Annotated in this window: 13 protein-coding genes; 4 read left to right on the plus strand and 9 right to left on the minus strand. The window is 54.9% G+C overall.

The features are described 5' to 3' along the window. Nucleotides 1–103 precede the first annotated feature (103 nt). The 3 genes from ACZ5PT_RS07530 to ACZ5PT_RS07540 all read right to left on the minus strand — a co-directional run bounded on the left by ACZ5PT_RS07530 (nt 104) and on the right by ACZ5PT_RS07540 (nt 3,360). A complete protein-coding gene (locus ACZ5PT_RS07530; RefSeq protein ID WP_464266198.1) occupies nt 104–778 on the minus strand; it encodes a hypothetical protein in 675 nt (224 codons plus the stop codon). 8 nt (nt 779–786) lie between these two features. After that, nucleotides 787–2,145 (minus strand): tetratricopeptide repeat protein, encoded by a 1,359-nt coding sequence (locus ACZ5PT_RS07535; RefSeq protein ID WP_464266199.1) that lies wholly within the window; start codon nt 2,143–2,145, stop codon nt 787–789. Between the two features lie 63 nt (nt 2,146–2,208). Next, nucleotides 2,209–3,360: an SUMF1/EgtB/PvdO family nonheme iron enzyme gene (locus tag ACZ5PT_RS07540; protein WP_464266200.1), complete on the minus strand. Its 1,152-nt coding sequence runs from the start codon at nt 3,358–3,360 to the stop codon at nt 2,209–2,211. Between the two features lie 151 nt (nt 3,361–3,511). Between ACZ5PT_RS07540 and ACZ5PT_RS07545 the strand changes: the two genes are divergently transcribed. The 4 genes from ACZ5PT_RS07545 (at nt 3,512) to ACZ5PT_RS07560 (ending at nt 14,644) form a co-directional block, all read left to right on the plus strand. After that, nucleotides 3,512–4,603: a hypothetical protein gene (locus ACZ5PT_RS07545; protein ID WP_464266201.1), complete on the plus strand. Its 1,092-nt coding sequence runs from the start codon at nt 3,512–3,514 to the stop codon at nt 4,601–4,603. Between the two features lie 435 nt (nt 4,604–5,038). Next, nucleotides 5,039–12,595, plus strand: coding sequence for a cytochrome c3 family protein (locus ACZ5PT_RS07550; protein WP_464266202.1), 7,557 nt, complete (start codon nt 5,039–5,041; stop codon nt 12,593–12,595). A gap of 235 nt (nt 12,596–12,830) precedes the next feature. Then, nucleotides 12,831–13,223 carry a cytochrome c3 family protein gene (locus ACZ5PT_RS07555; RefSeq protein WP_464266203.1) on the plus strand — a complete coding sequence of 131 codons (393 nt, stop codon included), beginning with the start codon at nt 12,831–12,833 and terminating at the stop codon, nt 13,221–13,223. A 224-nt stretch (nt 13,224–13,447) separates the two neighbouring features. Further along, entirely contained in the window at nt 13,448–14,644 is a 1,197-nt protein-coding gene (locus tag ACZ5PT_RS07560) for a cytochrome c biogenesis ResB family protein (RefSeq protein ID WP_464266204.1), read from the plus strand. Between the two features lie 63 nt (nt 14,645–14,707). On the opposite strand, the gene ACZ5PT_RS07565 is transcribed toward ACZ5PT_RS07560, so the two are convergent. The 6 genes from ACZ5PT_RS07565 to larE all read right to left on the minus strand — a co-directional run bounded on the left by ACZ5PT_RS07565 (nt 14,708) and on the right by larE (nt 20,221). Beyond that, entirely contained in the window at nt 14,708–15,835 is a 1,128-nt protein-coding gene (locus ACZ5PT_RS07565) for a DUF362 domain-containing protein (protein WP_464266205.1), read from the minus strand. A gap of 79 nt (nt 15,836–15,914) precedes the next feature. Further along, nucleotides 15,915–17,057 (minus strand): diguanylate cyclase, encoded by a 1,143-nt coding sequence (locus ACZ5PT_RS07570; protein WP_464266206.1) that lies wholly within the window; start codon nt 17,055–17,057, stop codon nt 15,915–15,917. Nucleotides 17,058–17,225: 168 nt separating this feature from the next. After that, on the minus strand, nt 17,226–18,347 hold the full coding sequence (locus ACZ5PT_RS07575) for a mechanosensitive ion channel family protein (protein ID WP_464266207.1): 1,122 nt from the start codon (nt 18,345–18,347) through the stop codon (nt 17,226–17,228). A gap of 69 nt (nt 18,348–18,416) precedes the next feature. Further along, nucleotides 18,417–18,908, minus strand: coding sequence for a thermonuclease family protein (locus tag ACZ5PT_RS07580; protein ID WP_464266208.1), 492 nt, complete (start codon nt 18,906–18,908; stop codon nt 18,417–18,419). Between the two features lie 4 nt (nt 18,909–18,912). Beyond that, on the minus strand, nt 18,913–19,335 hold the full coding sequence (locus tag ACZ5PT_RS07585) for a hypothetical protein (protein ID WP_464266209.1): 423 nt from the start codon (nt 19,333–19,335) through the stop codon (nt 18,913–18,915). Between the two features lie 67 nt (nt 19,336–19,402). Further along, on the minus strand, nt 19,403–20,221 hold the full coding sequence (gene larE / locus ACZ5PT_RS07590) for an ATP-dependent sacrificial sulfur transferase LarE (protein ID WP_464266210.1): 819 nt from the start codon (nt 20,219–20,221) through the stop codon (nt 19,403–19,405). Between the last annotated feature and the right edge of the window lie 3 nt (nt 20,222–20,224).

The raw sequence follows: 20,224 nt of genomic DNA on the forward strand, positions 1-20,224 counted from the left end.
GTTGTTTTTGAGCGCGGGCGAGCCAGCGGCTCGCCCCTAAGGTTCGATATGTTTAACGATGTAGGGGCGACCCGCTGGGTCGCCCGTGGTTGTCGTCCGCAATCTACTCATCCAACACCGAAATATTATCCACCAACACCGGTTGCCGATCACTGGATGGTCCTTCGCGGAAAAAAACCAGATGAATCATCCGCGTCTCTGGTCCGGTGGTGAAGCTGAGTTGGAAATCCTGCCAGTCATCGGTGTGGCTAATCCTTAACAATTCCTGATTGCCGACAAAAAACTGCTGGTGCAGACTTTCCGGGTACTGTTCTCCAACCCAGAGGAATTGCCGGTATTCGATAAGTCCGACGCCGGTGCTGGCCCCCTCGGGCAGTTCGGCTTTCAGCTTCAGACCAACGCGGTAAGTTTGCTTCGGTTCGACCGCTAGGGGGGTGAAATGGCCGATAGAATCGATTCCTTTGATGCCGCGGAAGCTGAACGCTTGATTACCGCTGACCGGATCGGTTTTAACCACCCCGGAGGTCTTCAACAAATGCTCGCGATAGGTTTGCCAGAAGGGCAGCCGATCTTCGGCCGCCTCAGGGCGGAAATCGCCCAGTCGAGGGAACAGGGAGAGCTGTGGTGAGCCCTGAAATGTTTCCAGTATGGGCGGCCGCGGGGGGACCGGTTCTGGCCGTGTGGTCGGCCCGGTTAGAAGCGGCTTGTCGCTGAGCGGTGTAAGTAGCAGGAGCAGGCTCAAAAGCAGCAGCAGGTATGGGCTGAATCGTTCAAACATAACTGTCTTTACTCGCTTTTTGCGGGAGCAGTTGCTGCTGCAATTTGTTGACGCAGCTCGGCAATGACTCCGGGAATCGTATCGTGATAAAGCGTTGACCACTGTTGTGGCAGTCGATCCAGTTGGGCACTGGCTTCAGCATATTGTTGATCAAAAGCCAGAAGGTGGGCCATCTGCAGGCTGATGAAGGAATTTTCCGGGAACAGCTTTTCCGCTTCGCCGAGCAGCTCAAGGGCTTTGCCGGTATTCCCGTCTTCGGCGGCCATCTGGGCCAGTTGGATATAGGATGCGCCGTAGCCTGGATCGAGCCGGATGGCCTGGGCAAGCTCCTGCAGGGCCGGCTCAATCTGTTTATTCATAAACAGGGCTTGGAAGCGATCATAGTGGGCAGCGGCGCTTTCGGGCGCTAGTTCCACGATCTGCTGCGACAGTTCGATCTGTTTTGTTTCGCTGTACATGTCGCCGGCGTAGAGTGCTTCGCTGCGCAGTTTCCAGGTCTGCGGCATGTCGGCGTCGAGCAGGGTGGGATTTTCTAATAGCTCGGCGAGATTTTTGATCAAAAAACGGACTTCAAGGGAGACGGCCCCTTCGAGGGTTGAAGCGGAAAGGGTGGTCGCCAGCGGTTGCCAGTTGAGCCCACGCAAGCTGTCCGCGGTGTCGCGCAGCAGGGTGTAAAGGGGGGTTTTGATTTCGTTGTCATAGAGACCGCGGAAAAAGCCCATATCGACATGCAGCATGATCGGCTCGGAAATTTCGTGCAGCATTTGATAGTGGAGCGCTTCAAAGGGGATGCCGCGCAGCTGTCCGGTATAAACGCCGGTATTTATCTTGATAGCGGCAACTTCTTCGGCGGTAAGGATGTTCTTTTCCTGCATTTGCTCGCGGAACTGCTCAAGGGTGAGCTGTTCCGGTGCGACCTTGGAGGGGAAAACCCAATAGATTTTGGAAAACAGACCTGCATCGATGGCTGCCGACAGCGCCTGAACCGGCAGGATAATGGGGTCGGCAGTATTGAAGCTGCCGTGCAGGCGAAGTTGTTCCGGGCTGCCGGTGAGGGCGAGCGTTCGCGCTTGTGCCTGTAAGCTGGGATCGATCGGTTTAAGCAGCGGGTCAAAAGAGAAGAGCACCAGCGCCGGCTTTTCGTTGCTTGCGCTGCGCCAGTAGGTCAAGGCTTCGCTTGGCAGTTCCAGCAGCGGCACGGTTATCGGTTGGTGAAAGAGCCCGACTCCAGTTGCTGGTACGGTTGCGGTTGCAGGCTTGGCTGTAACGATCGGCGCAGGCTGTTCGGTCTGCTGTGCAGGTGGGGTCTGTTCGCAGCCGACCAGCAGGAAGAGAAACAAGCAGATAAGGAGGGCGATGTGGCGCATTAATGGTCCTTTTGTTTGGTGAAAGTGAGCCGGGCGATTTATCGAGGTGCCCGGACTGCACAATTATTGAACTGTTTGTTTTAGCTGCGGTAGTGGCAACGCCAGTCGGAAACCGGTATCGGCATGGCGATAGTCTTTTTGCTTCTGCTCTCTACTGTAGCTGGTCTGACTATAGGCTATGCGACTGTTCCAGCTGCCGCCACGGCGGGTCGGTACGTTTTCGGCTGCATTTTTCAGGCACCATTCATAGACGTTGCCCGACATGTCATACAGGCCGAGCCCGTTCGGTTGTTTTTGTCCAGCCGGGTGGGAGTTGCCGTTGGAGTTGTCCTCATGCCAGGCGACCGCATCGACGTTATCGCTGCCGCTGAATTTCTGTTTTTTTCCACCACTGCGGGCGGCATACTCCCATTCCGCGCCGGTCGGTAGGCGATAGATTCCCTGTGCCGCGCCAAGTTTTTCGGCAAAGGCTGTAGCTTCTTGCCAGCTGATAGTCTCTACCGGATAATTTTGGCCTTGGCTGGATTGTGCCGGGTTGTAGCTCATAATCTGCTGCCATTGCCCTTGGGTGACCTCGAACTTACCGAGGTAGAAGTCATCGACACAGACTTTGCTGCCCGCCTGATCGCCCATCTGGTAGCAGCCACCCTCAACCAGAATCATCTCCATGCCGGTCAGTGGTTCGGTGAAAGAGGCCGGGCGAGCGCTGAGCTGTTGCTGCACCGCCAGCCAATTCTGATCCAGGGTCGGGGCGATCAAGGCCAAGGCTGTTTCTGATTGTAGGGCTTTTTCCTGTTCTTCTTTTTGTCGCTGCCATTTATCGGCTGCGTGACCTCGCTCTTCCAGCGCCACAAGGAAATTGTCGCCCCGGCGCCCTGGGTTATCAATGTACAGGTTGTAATTCTCTATCGCCGCGGCATAGTTTCCTGTTTCGTAAAGTGCCTTGGCAAAATAATAGCGATCATTATCGGAAAGCTGCTCACCCTCGAGTGACTGTTGAAATGAGGTCACCGCTTGCTGGTAGTCATTTTCTTCGATGGCGTTGAGCGCTTTTTGGTGGCTGGCAGTCACTGCCGCTGGTTGCGGCGGAGTCGTTGCTGCAGTCGATTTTATCTGTTCGGAAGATTTCAGTGCGGTGCCCGCGCAGCCGTTGAGCAGCACGAGCGAGAACAGGCAGCTCATCAGAATGTAGTTTATGCGGTATGGCCGGATCATGTCAGCCTCCTGAAAATGGATCGCCCCCTAAAGAGCGCGAGTTTACAACACTGAATGCAGAGTTATCCTCTCTAGTTTAGGCAACAGACAGGGAAAACGCCAGCATGGAGATGAGAATTTTTTATGGTATTGGCGGGAAAAAGGTTTTACTATGAAAATGATCGACAATATGGAAATGAACCGGGAGTTTTCGATGCTACGTTTTAGTGCCACACTTTATACCCTGTTGCTGCTACTGGCTCTGTCGGTGGCTCCTGCTTTTTGCGCGGATGTTGCATCCGTTGCCGGAAAGGTCACTTTTGGCGCAGAGAAGACGCCTGCTGCCGGTATCAAGGTCGCTGCCTATCCGGTCGACAGTCAGCACCTGCGTGACGAGGCTCCTTTTGCCTCCGGGGTCACTGCCGAGGATGGCTTGTTTAACATCGAACTGCCGGTGGGCAGCTATTATTTTATTGCCCAAGGGGAACAGCAGTACTGTTTCTACGGCCGCAATCCGGTGACCGTACCGGAGGGCGGTGTGGCGGAGATGAACATGTCGCTGGTTGATCGCGCTCCGGCGCCGCCGACTGTTGAGCCGCGTATCAAGACCGGCCTGCTCGGTCAGCTGACCATTAACGGCCAGCCGCTTGAAGGGGCAGTGGTGACGGTTTACACCGATCTGAACAATCAGCTCAAAGGGATGGGCTTGGGGATGACCGCGCCGACCGACGCGCAGGGGATCTTCGAGGCAGAGATTCAGCCCGGTACCTATTATCTGGTTGCCCGCAAGCGCAATAGCGGCGCTTTAATGGGTCCGCTACGCGATGGCGACTTCTTCGGCTTTTACCCGGCCAACCCGTTGGTGATTAAGGAGGGCGAATTGGCGCGGGTGGCGCTTGCTATGCTCGAGGTGCCGGAAAAGGTCAGCCGCATGGCCGATAGCCTGTTCGGCCAGACCAGTATCCGCGGCACGGTGGTCGATGCCGCCGGGCAGCCGGTGGTCGGTATCCGCGTGCTGCTCTATAACGATCCGATGATGCTCAATCGTCCGCTCTTTGTTTCTCAGCCTTCTGCTGCCGATGGCAGCTTTGTTCTTTCCTTCCCCCAGGGCGGCACCTATTTCCTCGCTGCCCGCGATACCCTCGGTGGTCCACCGGTTCCCGGGCAGTTTTACGGCCGCTATCTCGGGAGCCGCGACAGTTCGGTGCGTCTGCAGTCCGGGCAGAAATTAAGCGGACTTGAGATCCTTGTCGAGCAGATGTAGCTGTCGCTAACCCTTCTATTTATCCTAGCCCCGCTGACCTCCCCTTACATTAGAACTGTGGTACAGCACAGTCCGTTATGTGGCTAACGGCATATCGCCATACACTTGTCGGCATATCACGTTTTCTACCCTACCGTATACCTAGGATAATAGGTCGCAGTCCTACTTAGCCAGGTGTATAAAATAAATATTCGCCTCAGTAAGTCGAGCTAGATTAAAGAAAAATCTACTGCGCCCACAAAACATGACAGGAGTAGTCATGTTTTGTGGGCGCGCTCTTTGCAGAATATGCTGAACGGCAAAGCTAAAAGAACAATGAAATCGAACATTTAGAATATTTAATTAAGCATCGATTGTTTGTGCTGATCAAATAATTAAACAATTATTAAAAAACATAGATTCAAGACAAGCTTATTTAGCAGGAGGCAATTTTTTATGCAGAGTTATGATTTGAATGTGAGTAGCCGAATGAAGCAACTTATGTTGCTGGTCGCCATTTTGGCTGCTTTTTCGCTGCTGCCGGCAACGGTTTTTGCGGCAGGCGAGTGTTCTACCTGTCACGGCGACAATGTCGCTGCTGGTCACCACCAGTCGACGGCTTATGAGCAAGGTCTGTGTAGTCAGTGTCACGAGGGAGTCACCACCACCGGTGATTGCGCCCAGTGCCATACCTTTGTTCCGCAGGCCAACGCTCACCACGATACCGCTGCTGCTACTGGCGGTGATTGTGCCCAGTGTCATACGGATGTTGGTCAATTGGCAGAGTGTTTGAGCTGTCACCAAGGTCAGATCCAGTCGCCACACCATATGGCGATCAGTGATGATCCGACTACTCCGGACGTGATCGATCCGATTGACTGTGCTTCCTGCCACAGCAATATGGAGCCGCTGGCCGGTTGTCTCGGTTGCCATACCGGTAGTATCCGCACCCAGCACCATACCGTCGCTGACACCAGCGGCTTTGAATGTCAGTCCTGCCACGCTGGTATTCAGGTGGTCACCGGTTGCGAGAGTTGTCACGATGCCACTTACTGGGGTGCTGGTTCCAGTGCTCAAGTTGTCCACCATACCAATGCCACAACCAACAATACTCCCTGTGCGAATTGTCATACTGGTGCTGCTGCACCGTCTGACTGTCATACCTGTCACCAGGGTGAAGCGACCGACGCTCACCACCAGATCGCCTCTAATGTCAGCATCAACTGTCAGGTCTGTCACGACCAGATTGATGTCGATGTCAGCGTTGCTCTGAGTGGCTGTCAGGACTGCCACACTCCGGGCCTGCCGAATCAGACCAAGCACCACGACATGGCGCTTGCTGATAACAGCCTGACCTGCGGCACCTGTCACGCCGATGCCGGTGTTGTTCCTGGTTGCGCTACCTGTCACGATTCCAGTTACTGGGGGGTTGATAGCGCTGGTAACCCGATGACCCCGCGTGATAGCCACCATGCTATTGCCGCGGCGAATGCCGCCGATTGTTCAAGCTGCCACACGACGATTGCTTTCGATCAGAGCTGTGATAGCTGCCACACCCGTGGCGATGCTCGCGCAGGTCACCATGCCATGGTTCAGTTCGGTATGGATTGCGGTGTCTGTCACGGCGCCAGTGCCGATATCGCCAGCTGCGAAACCTGCCACTCTGCAGATAAGTGGAGTGCCGGTAACGCTGAAGATCAGCACCACGACGTGATTCGTGTTGACCAGAGCCTCGACTGTTCGGTCTGTCACGAAACTCTGGTGGCCAAGGATAGCTGTCAAGCATGTCACGACAGCCAGTGGTCGGTCGATGCCCAGAGCGATCACCATGATGCGATCCGCTTTACCAACGTCACCGGCGCCGAGATCGCCTGTACCTCTTGTCATGGCACCATCGGTGGCGATGAGAACGCACAGTGCGAAAGCTGTCACGCCGATGCGCCGCGTCCTGCTCACCACGCACTGCTGGGTAATGTTGACTCTCCGGCCTGTCAAGAGTGTCACGTTGAGCTGCCGACGGTCACCAGCTGCGAAAGCTGCCACACTTCGACAACCTGGACTGCTGATGCGCAGACCGATCACCACGCTTTTGCTGGTGCCGATCTGAGTACCTGTAATAGCTGTCATAGCAGCATCGACGAAAAAGCCGATTGTTTTGCCTGCCACGATGCAGCCTTCTGGTCTGCTGGTAGTGCCCTGAACCAACACCACGATGTTGTCGCGCCGACGGTCGGCAACGATTGTAGTGCTTGTCATACCAGTATGGCCGCGGTTGCCAACTGTGATGGCTGTCACGTTCGCGGCGAAGCCCGTACCGCGCACCACGCGATGATTCCTTTCGGCATGAGCTGTGGTCTTTGTCACGGCGCTGCTGCCGATGTTGCTGATTGCGAAACCTGTCACGCTCCGACTGATTGGGCTGCCGGCAGTGCTGAAGCACAGCACCACGATGTGATCCGCCCTGGTCAGAACCTTGATTGTTCGGTCTGTCATGAAACCCTGGTGGCGAAAGATAACTGCCAGGCCTGTCACGATTCGAACTGGACGGTTGATGCTCAGGTCGATCACCACGACGACATCCGCTTTACCAACGTCAGCGGTGCTGAAATTGCCTGTACTTCTTGTCACGGTACTATCGGTGGCGATGAAAACGCACAGTGCGAAAGCTGTCACGCCGATGCGCCGCGTCCTGCTCACCACGCGCTGCTGGGCAATGTTGACTCTCCGGCCTGTCAAGAGTGTCACGTTGATCTGCCGGCCGTCACTGACTGCGAAAGCTGTCATACGCCAACAACCTGGACTGCCGATGCGCAGACCGATCACCATGCGGTCGCCAATGGCGATATGAATCTTTGTGCCAGCTGTCACACCGCCATCGATCCGAAGACCGATTGTTTTGCTTGTCACGACGCTGCCTTCTGGAGCGCCGGTTCAGCGCGTAATCAACACCACACGGTCGTCGCTTCGACCAGTTGTCAGGATTGTCACACCAGCCTGCCGGTTGTCGCCAGCTGCGAAACCTGTCACAGCAATACCAGCTGGACTGCTGATGCGCGGACCGATCACCACGATTACGCAACAGCACAAAACGTCAATTGTAACCTCTGTCACGAAAGCATTGTCATGCCGGTGGCCGGTTCTGCCGGTTGTATCACCTGTCACCAAGGTGATTCGGCGACCGCTCACCACGATACGGTGCGGGCAGAGTACCCAGAGTTTAACGATTGTGTGACCTGTCACACGACGATTACCGTGGTTGATAACTGCGAGTCTTGTCACACCCCGACCTCTTGGGGTGTTGATGCCAATGCCCAGACCACTCACCACGATCTGGTCTCGGCCAGTGGAACATCCTGTAGTGACTGTCACGCCAGCATCGTTCCATCTGGCGAGTGTTCCTCCTGTCACGGTGATTGGTGGCCAGCCGGTTCTCCGAACCTGCACCATGAAACATCAACCTCGCAAACCTACGGTTTTGGTTGTCTCGATTGCCACTCTTTCGCTGCAACCGGTTTTGCCAAACCGTCTGCGGCCGCTTGTGAGAGCTGTCATACCACGATAGTTGCGCAGACCACGGTTCCATTGCTGCACCATGCAACGGCACCTTATGCGGCTAACGAGTGTGGGACTTGTCATGGCGGCATTGCCGATATCGATCCTCTGTCCCTCGACTGTGCAACCTGTCACGCTGGTAAGAGCCGTGCCGGGCAGACTCTCGACGGGACCCCGGCAATGCACCACCTGCAGCCAGAATTTGTTGCCGGTGATTGCACCAGTTGTCACCAAGGTGTTGAGGCCGCTGGTCTTGACTGCGTAACCTGTCACCAGGACAAGCCGCGTGATGGCAGCCCGGTGATGCACCACCTGAACCCGAACTTCGCCACTAACAACTGTGCTCTGTGTCACACCGGTGTCACCGTTGGTCTCGATTGTGCCTCCTGTCACACCAATAAGGACCGTGACGGTAGCCCGACCATGCACCACCTGAATCCGAACTTCGCCACCAATAACTGTGCGATCTGTCACGAAACCACGGCAGCGGCAAAAGATAACTGTGCTCTCTGTCACGAAGCGACTGGTCAGCCGGCGATCAATGAGCTGCACCACGGCACAGCGACCGCAACCACCGGCCTCTGTACTGATTGTCACTCCGGGATCACCACTGCCAGCCTCGATTGTGCGACTTGTCACACTGACAAGAGCCGCGACGGTCAGATTCTGGATGGCAGCTCCGAGATGCACCACTTGAATCCGGCTTACGCAGCGGAGAGCTGTAGCACCTGTCACCCGAACATTGTCGTCAGCGGCTGTGAGGCTTGTCACACCAGTCAGCCGGTTCTCAACGGTGGCTTCCAGATGCACCATGACTACGCAACCACCAACACCGTTGACTGTGCGACCTGTCACACCGGCGCAGCGACGGTTGTTAATAACTGTGAGCAGTGTCACGACGGTAGCGCTGCGCGTAACGGCACCTCGGCGACTCACCACTTGACTGGCGGTTACACAAGTGGCGATTGTGCCAGCTGTCACGAAGGGATCGACGCCGTTGCAACCGGTCTTGATTGTGCCGCCTGTCACGAGAGTGTTGCGGCACGTGGTCTGACGGTTAAGGATGGAACCTTCCAGATGCACCACGGTTTGGGTGACTATGCAGCCGAAAACTGTGCTGCCTGTCACGATGTCCTGTCATTCCCAGAGCTGGTCGCCGGGACGGATCCTGAAATCTCTTGTGTGATCTGTCACACGACCGGCACCAACGCGGTCAGTGTTGCGGTAAGACACCACGATATTTCAGAGGCAGGTAAGGCTGGTAACTGTAACCTCTGTCACGTTGGCGGGACCGCTGCAGTTGATAACTGTGCGCTCTGTCACGAAGCTGCTGGTCAGCCAGCAATTAACCAACTGCACCACAGCACAGCGACCGCAACCAGCGGCAGCTGTACCGATTGCCATAGCGGCATTACTGCTGCCAGCCTCGACTGCGCGACGTGTCACGTAGGTAAAACCCGCGATGCTCAGGTTCTCGACGGCACCTCCGGGATGCACCACCTGAACCCGGCTTTCGCAGCGGATAGTTGCAGCACCTGTCATCAGAACATTGTTGTCAGCGGCTGTGAGGCGTGTCACACCAGTCAGCCGGTTCTCAATGGCGGCTTCCAGATGCACCATGACTACGCAACCAACAACACCGTCGCTTGTGCCAGCTGTCACACCGGTGCGAGCACGGCGATCAATAATTGTGAGCTGTGCCACGATGGCACGGCAGCGCGGGTCGGTACTTCGGCAACTCACCACCTGACCACTGGTTACACCGGTGGTAACTGTGTCATCTGCCACGAAGGGATCGATGCTGTTGCAACCGGTCTTGATTGTGCCACCTGTCACGAGAGTGTCGCCACTCGCGGCTTGACGACCAAGGATGGTACCGTCGCAATGCACCACGGTTCGGCTGCTTACGCTGCCGATAACTGTGTGACCTGTCACGACGCTGCAACCTTTGCCGAGCTCAATAGCAACAACACCTGCTCGACTTGTCACACCACCGGAACGAATGCTATCACCATCTCCGAGCGACATCATGATGTCGCTGCTGCTGGTGTCGCCGGTAACTGCGCGATCTGTCACGTTGTTGATCAGGCTGAGCTTGATTGTGCGACCTGTCACGCGACTCAGCCAGTTCTCGACGGCAAGGGTGTGATGCACCATGCCACGGGCCCGGCGGTTGCCGGTAACTGTGTCAACTGTCATGAGGCGGTTGATGCGACCAACCTTAATTGTGAGTCTTGTCACGCAACCCAGCCGATCCTCAATGGCGGTCTGGATATGCACCACAACACTGTCCTGGCTACCAGTGGTTCTTGTACCACTTGTCACAGTGGCGCTCAGTCGGCACTGATGGATTGTGCCGCTTGTCACATCAGTGTCAACGCGACACCGATGAATGCGCGACATCATAACAGCAGCTTTGCCCAGGCCAATGGCTGTGCCAGCTGTCACACCGATGTCAATCAGGCCGAGCTCGATTGTGCGCTCTGCCACACCAAAACCGGCATGCCGGCCATCGATGTTCAGCACCACGATATGACCATTGCTGGTCAGACCGGTGATTGCGTCAAGTGTCACATCGGCGCTGATGTTGCCGAAGGCGACTGTGCCGCATGTCACGATGGCAATGTTGCGCCGGCTGGTACCTCGGCCACGCACCATGTCACCGATACCTACAACCTTGGTCTCTGTAACAGCTGTCACGTCGGTGCCGAAGTGGTTGGTACTGTCTGCGCCAGCTGTCACGTTGATCCGGGTCACCACGCAACAGCCAACTACACCAGCGATAACTGTACCTTCTGTCACAGTACGATCGCTCTGAACGGTGCCAACTGTGCTGATTGTCATACCTCGACAACGCAGACGATTCCTGAATTGCACCACGCCGTGCCGTTGACCACCGTTGGTGGCGACTGCTCGGTCTGTCACCAGGCGACCAGCACGCCGGATACCTGTTCGGCTTGTCACGCATCGACTCCGCATCATGATTCGAACTACGCGGTCTACGGTGTCTGTGAGCAGTGTCACAGCTGGCCAGCTGATAAGGATGAAAACCCGCAGCAGGCCGCCTGTCGTCAGTGTCACGGTGAATACATGCACGGTAAGAACAGTGCCGCACCGATTCACGATTACCGAGCCTGTTTCGATTGCCATGCCGATAATGGCAGCCTGAAAGGGATGTTCCCGACTGCGGCTGCGGCCCTGCCGTTCCACGCGATGCCGAGTCAAGGTGTTGGTGCGACCAACCCGGCACCGGGTAAAGGGACTTTCAATATTGGGAATAGCATTATAGGTGGTAAGAGCCGTAGTAATTACACCGATCGTTTCGGTGATCAGGAGCAATGGGATAACTTCGATCGGAGTACCTATGCCAGCCCCGCTATCTCCTACACTTTAGTGTCGATCTCCGAGGCTGGCCGGACCTATCAGGTGCCGTCGTTCTCGACCATCCCGATGCCAAACGTGCCGACCGACCCTGGTACCACTCCTGGTGGTAATGGTTTGGAGAGTTGTACGAGCTGTCACTCAACTTACGACAGCACCTTGGTCACTTGTGACAACATGGTCTGGCGTGATCACCTGAATAAGCCGGAGATTGATCTGGCGACTTATCAGTTGGCGGAAACCACTTACATCGGCAACATGTGTCCTGACCTGCCGGTTGAATCTGTGAATCTGGCTCTGGATAAGCCGATCAGTGCCAGCTCGACGAGTTATGGTTATTCGGCTGCCAACGCCAACGACGGTGATATGAACAGCCGCTGGTCGGCCAGCAACAGATCAACCCGTACCTTGACGGTTGATCTCGGCAGCCAGATGGATGTCAATAAGGTTGTCGTCAACTGGCATAGTGACTATGCGGATGACTACCGGATCCGTTATTCCAACAACAACAGTAGCTGGACCGAAGTAGTTCGCGACAGTTCTGGCAACGGTGGTACCGATGAGTTGACCTTCAATACCATCAGTGCCCGCTATGTTCAGCTATATATGAGTTCAGCGCGTAGCGGAAATTACTCGGTCTACGAGCTTGAAGTCTACGGTTCGAGCATCGGTGGTGGAACTCCTCCGCCAGTCGGTAACACCAACCTGGCTCTGAATGCCTCGGCTGACGCCAGTCAGGATTCTTCTGAAGCGCCGCGTACCATCGACGGTAATATGTCGACCAGCTGGAAGGTCTCTGATTCGAGTGATCGGGAACTGTACATCGATTTCGGTAGCCAGAAATCGTTCAGTAAGATCGTCATCGAGTGGGATAACAACGATTATGCGGATGATTACCGAATCGAAGTTTCCAACGATATGAACAACTGGACCCGTATCTACGATGCAAATGATAACGGCAACGGAAATACTGATGAAATTACTTTCAGTACCCAGACGGCCCGTTACATCAAGCTTGAGTGTAGACACAGTAACGACAGGGACTACGAAGTGTTTGAGTTCGAAGTCTACCAGCAGTAAATAATGAATGCCCTGTCCCGGAGGCGACTCCGGGGCATCGTTTAATACCAACCACCAAGGAGAATCATCATGAAAAAGTACATGAAGCCAAAAGTAGTCGGGAGCAGCAACGTTCATCCCTGCTAAGTAAAAGCGATCGGGCCGGGAAATTCCTGGCCCTTTCTTTACCAGCAAAAATGATCTGTATAGATCTCACTTATAAAACTGCAACTCTGGATACACAGAGGAGGAAACAATGAAGAAATTACTGATTATGGCTCTGGTTCTTGGGGTCGTTGCCGCCTTCGCTCTGCCGGCGGTCGCTTTGCGGGCTCCAGACAGCATAACTCTGGATGTTGCCGGGCAGGCAGCGGTGACATTTGATCACGCCGCTCACGTCGCTCTCGACGGCAATTGTAAGACCTGTCATCATTACGGTGTCGGCAATGGTCAATGTGACGGCTGTCACGGCAAAATGGCCCAAGCTCCGACGCTCGCTGAGGCTTTCACGAGCTGCAAGACTTGCCATACGTCTGCTCCCGCTCCGACTCCAGCAGCGACCTGCTCGGACTACAGCGCTCAGGACAGCTGTAGCGCTGATCCTGACTGTCGCTGGAGATCACGCAGAGGCGTTTGCAGAGATCTATAGGTCTGTAAGCTAAAAGAGAGAGTGCCCTGCGATAGAGAACGTTGCCGAAGGCGTTTTTCTTTCTGTCACAAGTAAAAGTATCAATTGTTCGTGAAAATTATCGGGCTGAGCAAACCAGGGGTTTGCTCAGCCCTTTTTTTTCTATATGATATGAAAATCTTAACCTTTGGCCGATTGCTCCGGTTCTGCCCTTACTCCTGACTGTTACGAGGCGCTCAACGCCAATGCTTAAAGTATTCAGTTCCGTTAAGCTGACCCTTGTTCTGCTGTTGCTGCTGGCCGTTATTTCCATTGGCGGCACCATTACTCCGGTAGATTCTCAACGTTATGAGCTCTTCTACCAAAGTCTCTGGTTCCGGCTGCTGCTGGGCATGCTGGCGCTCAATCTGATCTGCTGCACGATCAAAACCCTGCCGACCAAATGGCACTATCGTCGTCGCCTCCTCGCTGTTCTCGATTCAAAATCCGAGGGCCACGAATTGGAAGACCGGCCACTGCTGCAGTTGGCTGAAGGGCTCTCAGCGGCTGGTTATCGCACAAGCCAGGCCGAAGGTCGTTTGTTGGCCGTACGTGGCTCCTGCGGCCGCTGGGGTTCCACCCTGGTGCATATCGCTATTCTGCTGATCATGCTCGGTGGCGTATTGGGCGAGACGGGCTTTGTCGGCACCATCAATACCTACCTTGATCAACCGAATGATCGCTATTACGATTGGGATGTGTTGCAGGAACGGGAGCTCGGATTCTCTTTTCGGGTCGATGATTTTCGCTTGCGCTATTACCCGATCCAGCTTCGTTTTGAGCTGATCGATGTCGCCAGTGGTCGGCAGCTTGGTCAGTTGATGCCCTACGATAACGAGAGCTTCGCGGTGCCGGACTCTGTGATTAGCGTTCAACTTCGCGGTTTTGATCCTGAGGCAAAAATTTTAAGTATGGATGTGCTGAAGCAGGGGGTGTTGCTCGGCCAGTATCAGGTCGGCGAGGGGATTGAGTCTTTCGGCGAACTGAAACATCCTGCCTTTCGTTTGAATCGGATTGAGTTTCGTGATCCTGTGCTCAAGCAGATGGAGGCTGAGGTTTCGGTGCTGGAGGCCGGACAGGTGGTCAAGCAGGCGCTGATTAAGGTCAATCAGCCGCTGACCTATCGCGGCGTCAGTTTTTATCAGACCGCTTATGGCAATGATGAGTTTGGCAACCGCAGTGTCGGCTTTCAACTGTCGAAAGATCCGGGCGAGGCTCTGGTCTGGTTCGCAACGGTGTTGTTGATGCTCGGCTTCGCGGTGGCGTTTTTCTTGCCGCATCGCGCGTTGGGAGTTAAAGAGGTCGATGGTCAATGGCAATTGATCCCGCTCAGTGGCTGGCAGGGCGAGGGTGGTCGGGTGCAGTTAGAGAGGTTGCTCGAACGGCTCGCGGGCGACCTGTAGGTCGCCCCTACAATTGTGCGCATTTCCCGTAGGGGCGACCCATGGGTCGCCCGTTTACCCGCCTTACCAATTATCCCCTTCCGGTTCTAATCGATTCAGAGTGTATTCACGGCAACCCAGGCCGACCTTTTCCGCATGCTCCAGGGTGACCTCCCAGTCGATGTTGGGATGCACACCGCGAAACTTGTCGCCGCCCGACTCATGACCGCTCTGCAAGGCTGTTCCTGGTAGCCCTTGGGCCTGATTGACCAGGTCGGCGCAGGCTTGATCGAGGGCGACCGGATCGCTGCTGGCGAGGATGCCGATGTCCGGAACGATCGCCGCGTCGGTGTGCCCGTAGCAGTCACATGACGGGCTGACCTGGGTGATGAAGTTGACGTACAGCTGCTTGTCTTTTTTCCCCGTCACCGCGCCGAGAGCATATTCGGCCATTTTCCGCATCACCTTGCTGGCCTGTTCATTCCATTGGATCTGAATCGCCTTCTGCTCGCAGATGGTAATACAGCGGCTGCAGCCGGTGCACTTGTCGGCGTCGATGCTAGCGGACGACTCAATAAAGCTGATCGCATCGTGGACGCAGGCCTGCAGGCAGGCTTGGCAGAGGTTGCACAACTCTTCGGCTACTTTGGGAGCAACGCTGGAGTGTTGTTCCATTTTGCCGGCCCGGCTGGAACAACCCATCCCCAGATTTTTGATCGCACCGCCCAAACCGGTCAGTTCGTGGCACTTGAAGTGGCTGACCGTCAACAGCACATCAGCCTCAAGAATTTCCAGGCCGATATCGGTTGAGCTAAGCAGCTCGCCATTGACCGGAACCCGGCGCGCAGAGGTGCCACGTAGCCCGTCCGCCATAATCAGCGGCGCATCGACCACAGCATAGGCAAAGCCATTCTGGATGCCGCAGGTCAGAGCAGAAACCGCTTCCTTGCGTTGGCCAGGATAGAGGGTGCTGGAATCAGTGAGGAAGGGTTTGCCGCCGGCCTGTTTGACCTGCTGGACGATGTCACGGATAAAGACCGGCCGGACATAGGCATGTCCGCCTTTTTCACCGTAGTGCAGTTTGATCGCGGTCAGGTCACCCTGTCCAACAACCTCGGACAGCCCGGCGGCTGCGAGCAAACGTTGCAGTTTGGTGAAAAGGTTTTCCCGGTGTCCCGAACGTAGATCTGCAAACCAGACAGGTGCCGCCATAGTGTTCCTCCACAAAACGCTAAATAATGAAAGCGCAAGTGTAGCGGAAGCAGACGGCTAAGGGCAAGCGGCTGAATGCTCAGGTCGTGCCGGCATAAATTTCTGACGGAAGAATCTGCTCAATAAAATCGGTCTGCGGCTGCAGAAATTCGATGCCGAGCAGATAGTCGCCACGGTTCTCATTGCTGCGGTTGTATCTGACGCGGCCGCTGGTGCCGTGATCCGCAGGCCAGAAGGGGTAGGGGAAGCGCAGTTGCAGATTACTGCCGACAGCGGCAGGGATGGCGCTTTTAAGCAGAATCCCGGTGTAGCTGATGTCGGCACTGAGGGAGTTTCTAAAATCACCGGTTTTTTCATCCAGAATCTCGACAATGCTGCGAAAGTTGTGACGGACGATGGCGCGTGGATCGTTCGGCCGTGGTGAAATGCAGTTGCGGTTTAGCTTTGCATCATAAAGTTTGCTGTCCGCGTGGGCAAACAGGGCGACGCTGGTTTTTCCTGCGTCCGGAAAGCAGGCGACGCCACCACTGATGGTCAGTTTGCCGCTGTCGAGGCGCTCTTCACCGTCAAAACTGGTCTGTTCCACGCTGCTGCGAATTTTCTCGGCCAGGCTGATGGCCTGGGGCAGGGTGGTGTTCGGTAGAATCACGGCAAATTCTTCGCCACCATAGCGGGCGGCCAGGCCATTTTCCGGCAGCAAGCTGGTGATCAACTTGCCGATCTGGGCCAAGGCTTGATCGCCGCGCAAGTGTCCGCAGCGGTCGTTGAACTGTTTGAAACGATCAAGGTCGAGAACAATCAGCGAAAATACGGAATCAGGTCGTGCGTTGTGATCTTGAATTGTTGTCGCCAGCAGATGTTTGAAGTGTGACTGATTGTAGAGCGCGGTCAGGCCGTCGGTGATGGCATTGCGCTGCAGGCGCTGCAATTCTTCTGTTTCGATAATACATGGATTGTCTAAACGGTCGGTGCGACTTAACAGGTAATCCAGTATGACTGCGCGCCAGTTCATGCGTGAGTTTTCTTCGGAGAAACTGTGCACAGCGGCGCGCCAGCAGTCTGTCGCTTCTTGACGGCCATAGTTTTTGTTCAGCAGGCCGTTGAGCAGTTGCTGAAAGATATCTTCACCGTAGGTTTTGGTCAGGTAATCTATGCTGGAGCCAGCATCCTGATTCTGAATGTTGCTGGCAAAGTAGAGATCAAAAATTTTAGCAGTAGACATAGCACATAATCCCCCGGGCAATTAAAATCATAAATGTGGTTATTTAACTCCACCTTTAATGAAGATGCCAGCGAAATGACTTAGAAAAGTCGATTTACGGCAAAATTATGTAGAATGTGCAAATAGGCTGCCAAAAGTCAGCAAAGACAGATAGTTGTAAAATACGCATTAATCGATGGAGGTCTCATCAGCGGCGTTTTGCTCCGCCTGGTGCAGGTAGAGGGTGCGACTGGGGAAAGCGATTTCCAGACCGAGTTTTTCCAGGCTGTCCATAATTTTAAGACAGACATCTTCGCGGGCATCAAGATATTCACCCCAGACGGTACTGCTGGTAAAACAATAGACCATGATATCGAGGGATGAGGCACCAAAGTCGGTGAAGTTGACGAGGAAAAAATCCTGGTCGATAGCCGGGTGTTCGCGCAGCATCTGTTTGATAGCGGCAACGGCTTGACGCATCTGCGTCGGCTTGGTGTCGTAGGTAATTCCGACTGTGAGTTTGATGCGTCGCTTAGGCATCTGGCTGAAATTGTCGATCGACATGTTCATCAGGACGTTGTTCGGCACCGTGATCATGGTTTTGGCAAAGGTGCGGATCCGGGTCGAGCGGAAGCCGATTTCTTCGACGGTTCCTTCCATGCTTCCGGCTTTAATCCAGTCGCCGATCATAAAGGGGCGATCGAGCAGGATCATGATTGAACCAAAGATGTTCGACAGACTGTCCTTGGCGGCCAGTGCCACCGCCAGGCCACCGAGACCGAGAGAGGCAAGCAGACCGGAAATGGAATAGCCGAGGTTTTGCACCAGCATCAGGATAGCGAGAAAAACAATAAACACCCGCAGGGTTTTGCGGATGAAGGGGATCAGTTGGTCATCCAGGGTCGATTCGGTGCGGCCGGCCCAGTGCCCCAGCCAGTGAACCAGTAAGGAGACAGCGTTGAAGCAGAACCAGGCGAGGTTGAAGGTCAGCAGAATCTGGACGATATTGCGCGCCAGTTGGTCGATATTTGTTGGTTCATTCGGGAGTTGCAGGATCTCCACCGAAAGATAACAACCGAGGACGAGAATCAAGAACTCCGCTGGCTTGTTGATGCTCTGCAGCAGCATATCATCCATTTCACTGGAGGTTTTCTGCGCGGCTTTAAAGATGATTTTGGTAAACAGATGAGCCAGCACTCGTTTCAGCAGCAGCGCCAGAAACAAAATGGCAAAGACACTGATCAAGCGGGTCAGGCTGATGCCGGCGAAGGTCTGGTCGAGGATTTGCTGAATATTGGTGAGGTTTTCCATGCGGTCAGTCTCCTGTAGCGGTTGCCGAATGGTTTTGACTTAACAGAATTGTATCTCTTGGGCAAGGGCTTATTGTTGCCAGAGGCCACGCCGCTCTTGGCGGGCGACCTTTTCTGCCGCAAGGAAATCATCTTTGTGACGAAACTGATAGCGGCGAAAAACGCTGGCCAGCCCTTTTTCGAGTAGGAGCCGATTCAACATCCGTCCATCAGGCAGGTAGAGGTAGGCCAGTTTGCGGCCGTACTTATCGGTTTTTTCTGCATCGAAGACCAGTCGAACGCGTTTATTTTTGAGCTGTTTAATATTGAACGCTTTGGCTTGTCGGGCGATTCTCCGCAGTTGTTTGCCTGCGATGCCGAAATTGGCCTGGTAATAACGATCGCGGGAGGAGCTTTTCGTTTCCGGTGTGTCGATGCCGAGCAGGCGGATCTTGTCGCCGTTTTTTAGCTGCAAGGTATCGCCATCATAAATCCAGCGGACTGTGGCGGACAGTTCTTCAGCGGCAAGTGGTGAAATCAACAGGCAGAAGCAAAGAAGGAGCAGAGCGGCGCGCAATAGCACTTTGTTAGCGACCCCAGAAGAGGCGGGCAAAAAATCCGGTGAAAAGTCCCCAGACCATGTTGGCAGACACGACTAACAGTGGCGTCAGCATGCCCAGATCAAAACCGGCCAAACCTTTATGTTCGACATAGGGAAACAGGTAGAAGAGGGTCACAGCGGAGGGCAGCAGGCTGAACCAGAGGCCTTTGCGGACCCAATAGCGACGGTGGCGTGGAACGCCGACGGTGAAGAAGTAGGCCAGTCCCCAGAGCCCGCCGAAGATCAGCCGTGGATAGAGCCAGGCCGTGGTCAGTGCCGGCGCGATTTTAACGCCGACCAAACTGCTGATCCCCCATTCTCCAACGGCCCAGAGAAACAGGCTGTTGGCCAATGCGCCGAGCAGTCCGGCAACAAAACAGACCGCAAACAATGCACTGCTCTTAGGCATCTGGACTCTCCCGGCGGATGGCTGATCAATCGGCAGCCGAATCGCCCATAAGGGTTTTTTCAGCGCTTCAGTTCGTCTCTGGCAAGGTTTCGTTCATACTGCCGGTTCGGTAGCCTTGCAGGTCGAGGCTGACGTAAGTAAATCCGGCGCTTTTAAATTCAGCGACCAGTTGTTGGCGCAGGTCTTCATCCAGCAAACGGTTGATTTCTGCCGGAGCCACTTCTATTCGGGCCATTTGATCGTGGTAGCGGACCCGATAATTGACAAAATTCTGCTGCCGTAGCCAACTTTCACAGCGATCGATCAGCTGTAAGCGTTCCGGGGTGATCTGGGTGCCGTAGGGGAAGCGTGATGAAAGGCAGGCAAAGGGTTGCTTGTTCCAGGTCGGGAGGCCCAGCTGCTTGCTCAGTTGGCGGATCTCATCCTTGCCCAGTTCGGCATCGAGCAGTGGCGAAATGATTTGCAGTTCTTTGAGGGCGTCGCGGCCCGGCCGGTAATCGTTGAGATCATCCAGGTTTGAACCGTCAAGCACAGCGCGGTAGCCGGTTTTTTCGGCCTTTTGCAGGCACCGGCTGAATAGCTCATGTTTGCAATGATAACAACGGCGGGGGGTGTTTTCGGCGAAGCCGGGGATCTCCAGTTCGTTGCTTTCTATGACCAGCTGTGCAACACCGATATCCGCCGCCAGCTTCTGGCTTTGTTCAAATTCAAAACGGGGGTAGGTCGGTGAGGTCGCCGTTAGTGCCAAGACCTTTTCGCTGCCGAGAACGTCAGTGGCGACGCGCAACAGAAATGTTGAATCGACCCCCCCGGAGAAGGCAATCACGACAGAATCAAGTTCTGCCAGTGATTGCTTCAGGTTTTGGTACTTTTCGGCTAATTGCATAGC

The sequence above is a fragment of the Desulfuromusa ferrireducens genome (assembly GCF_055389805.1).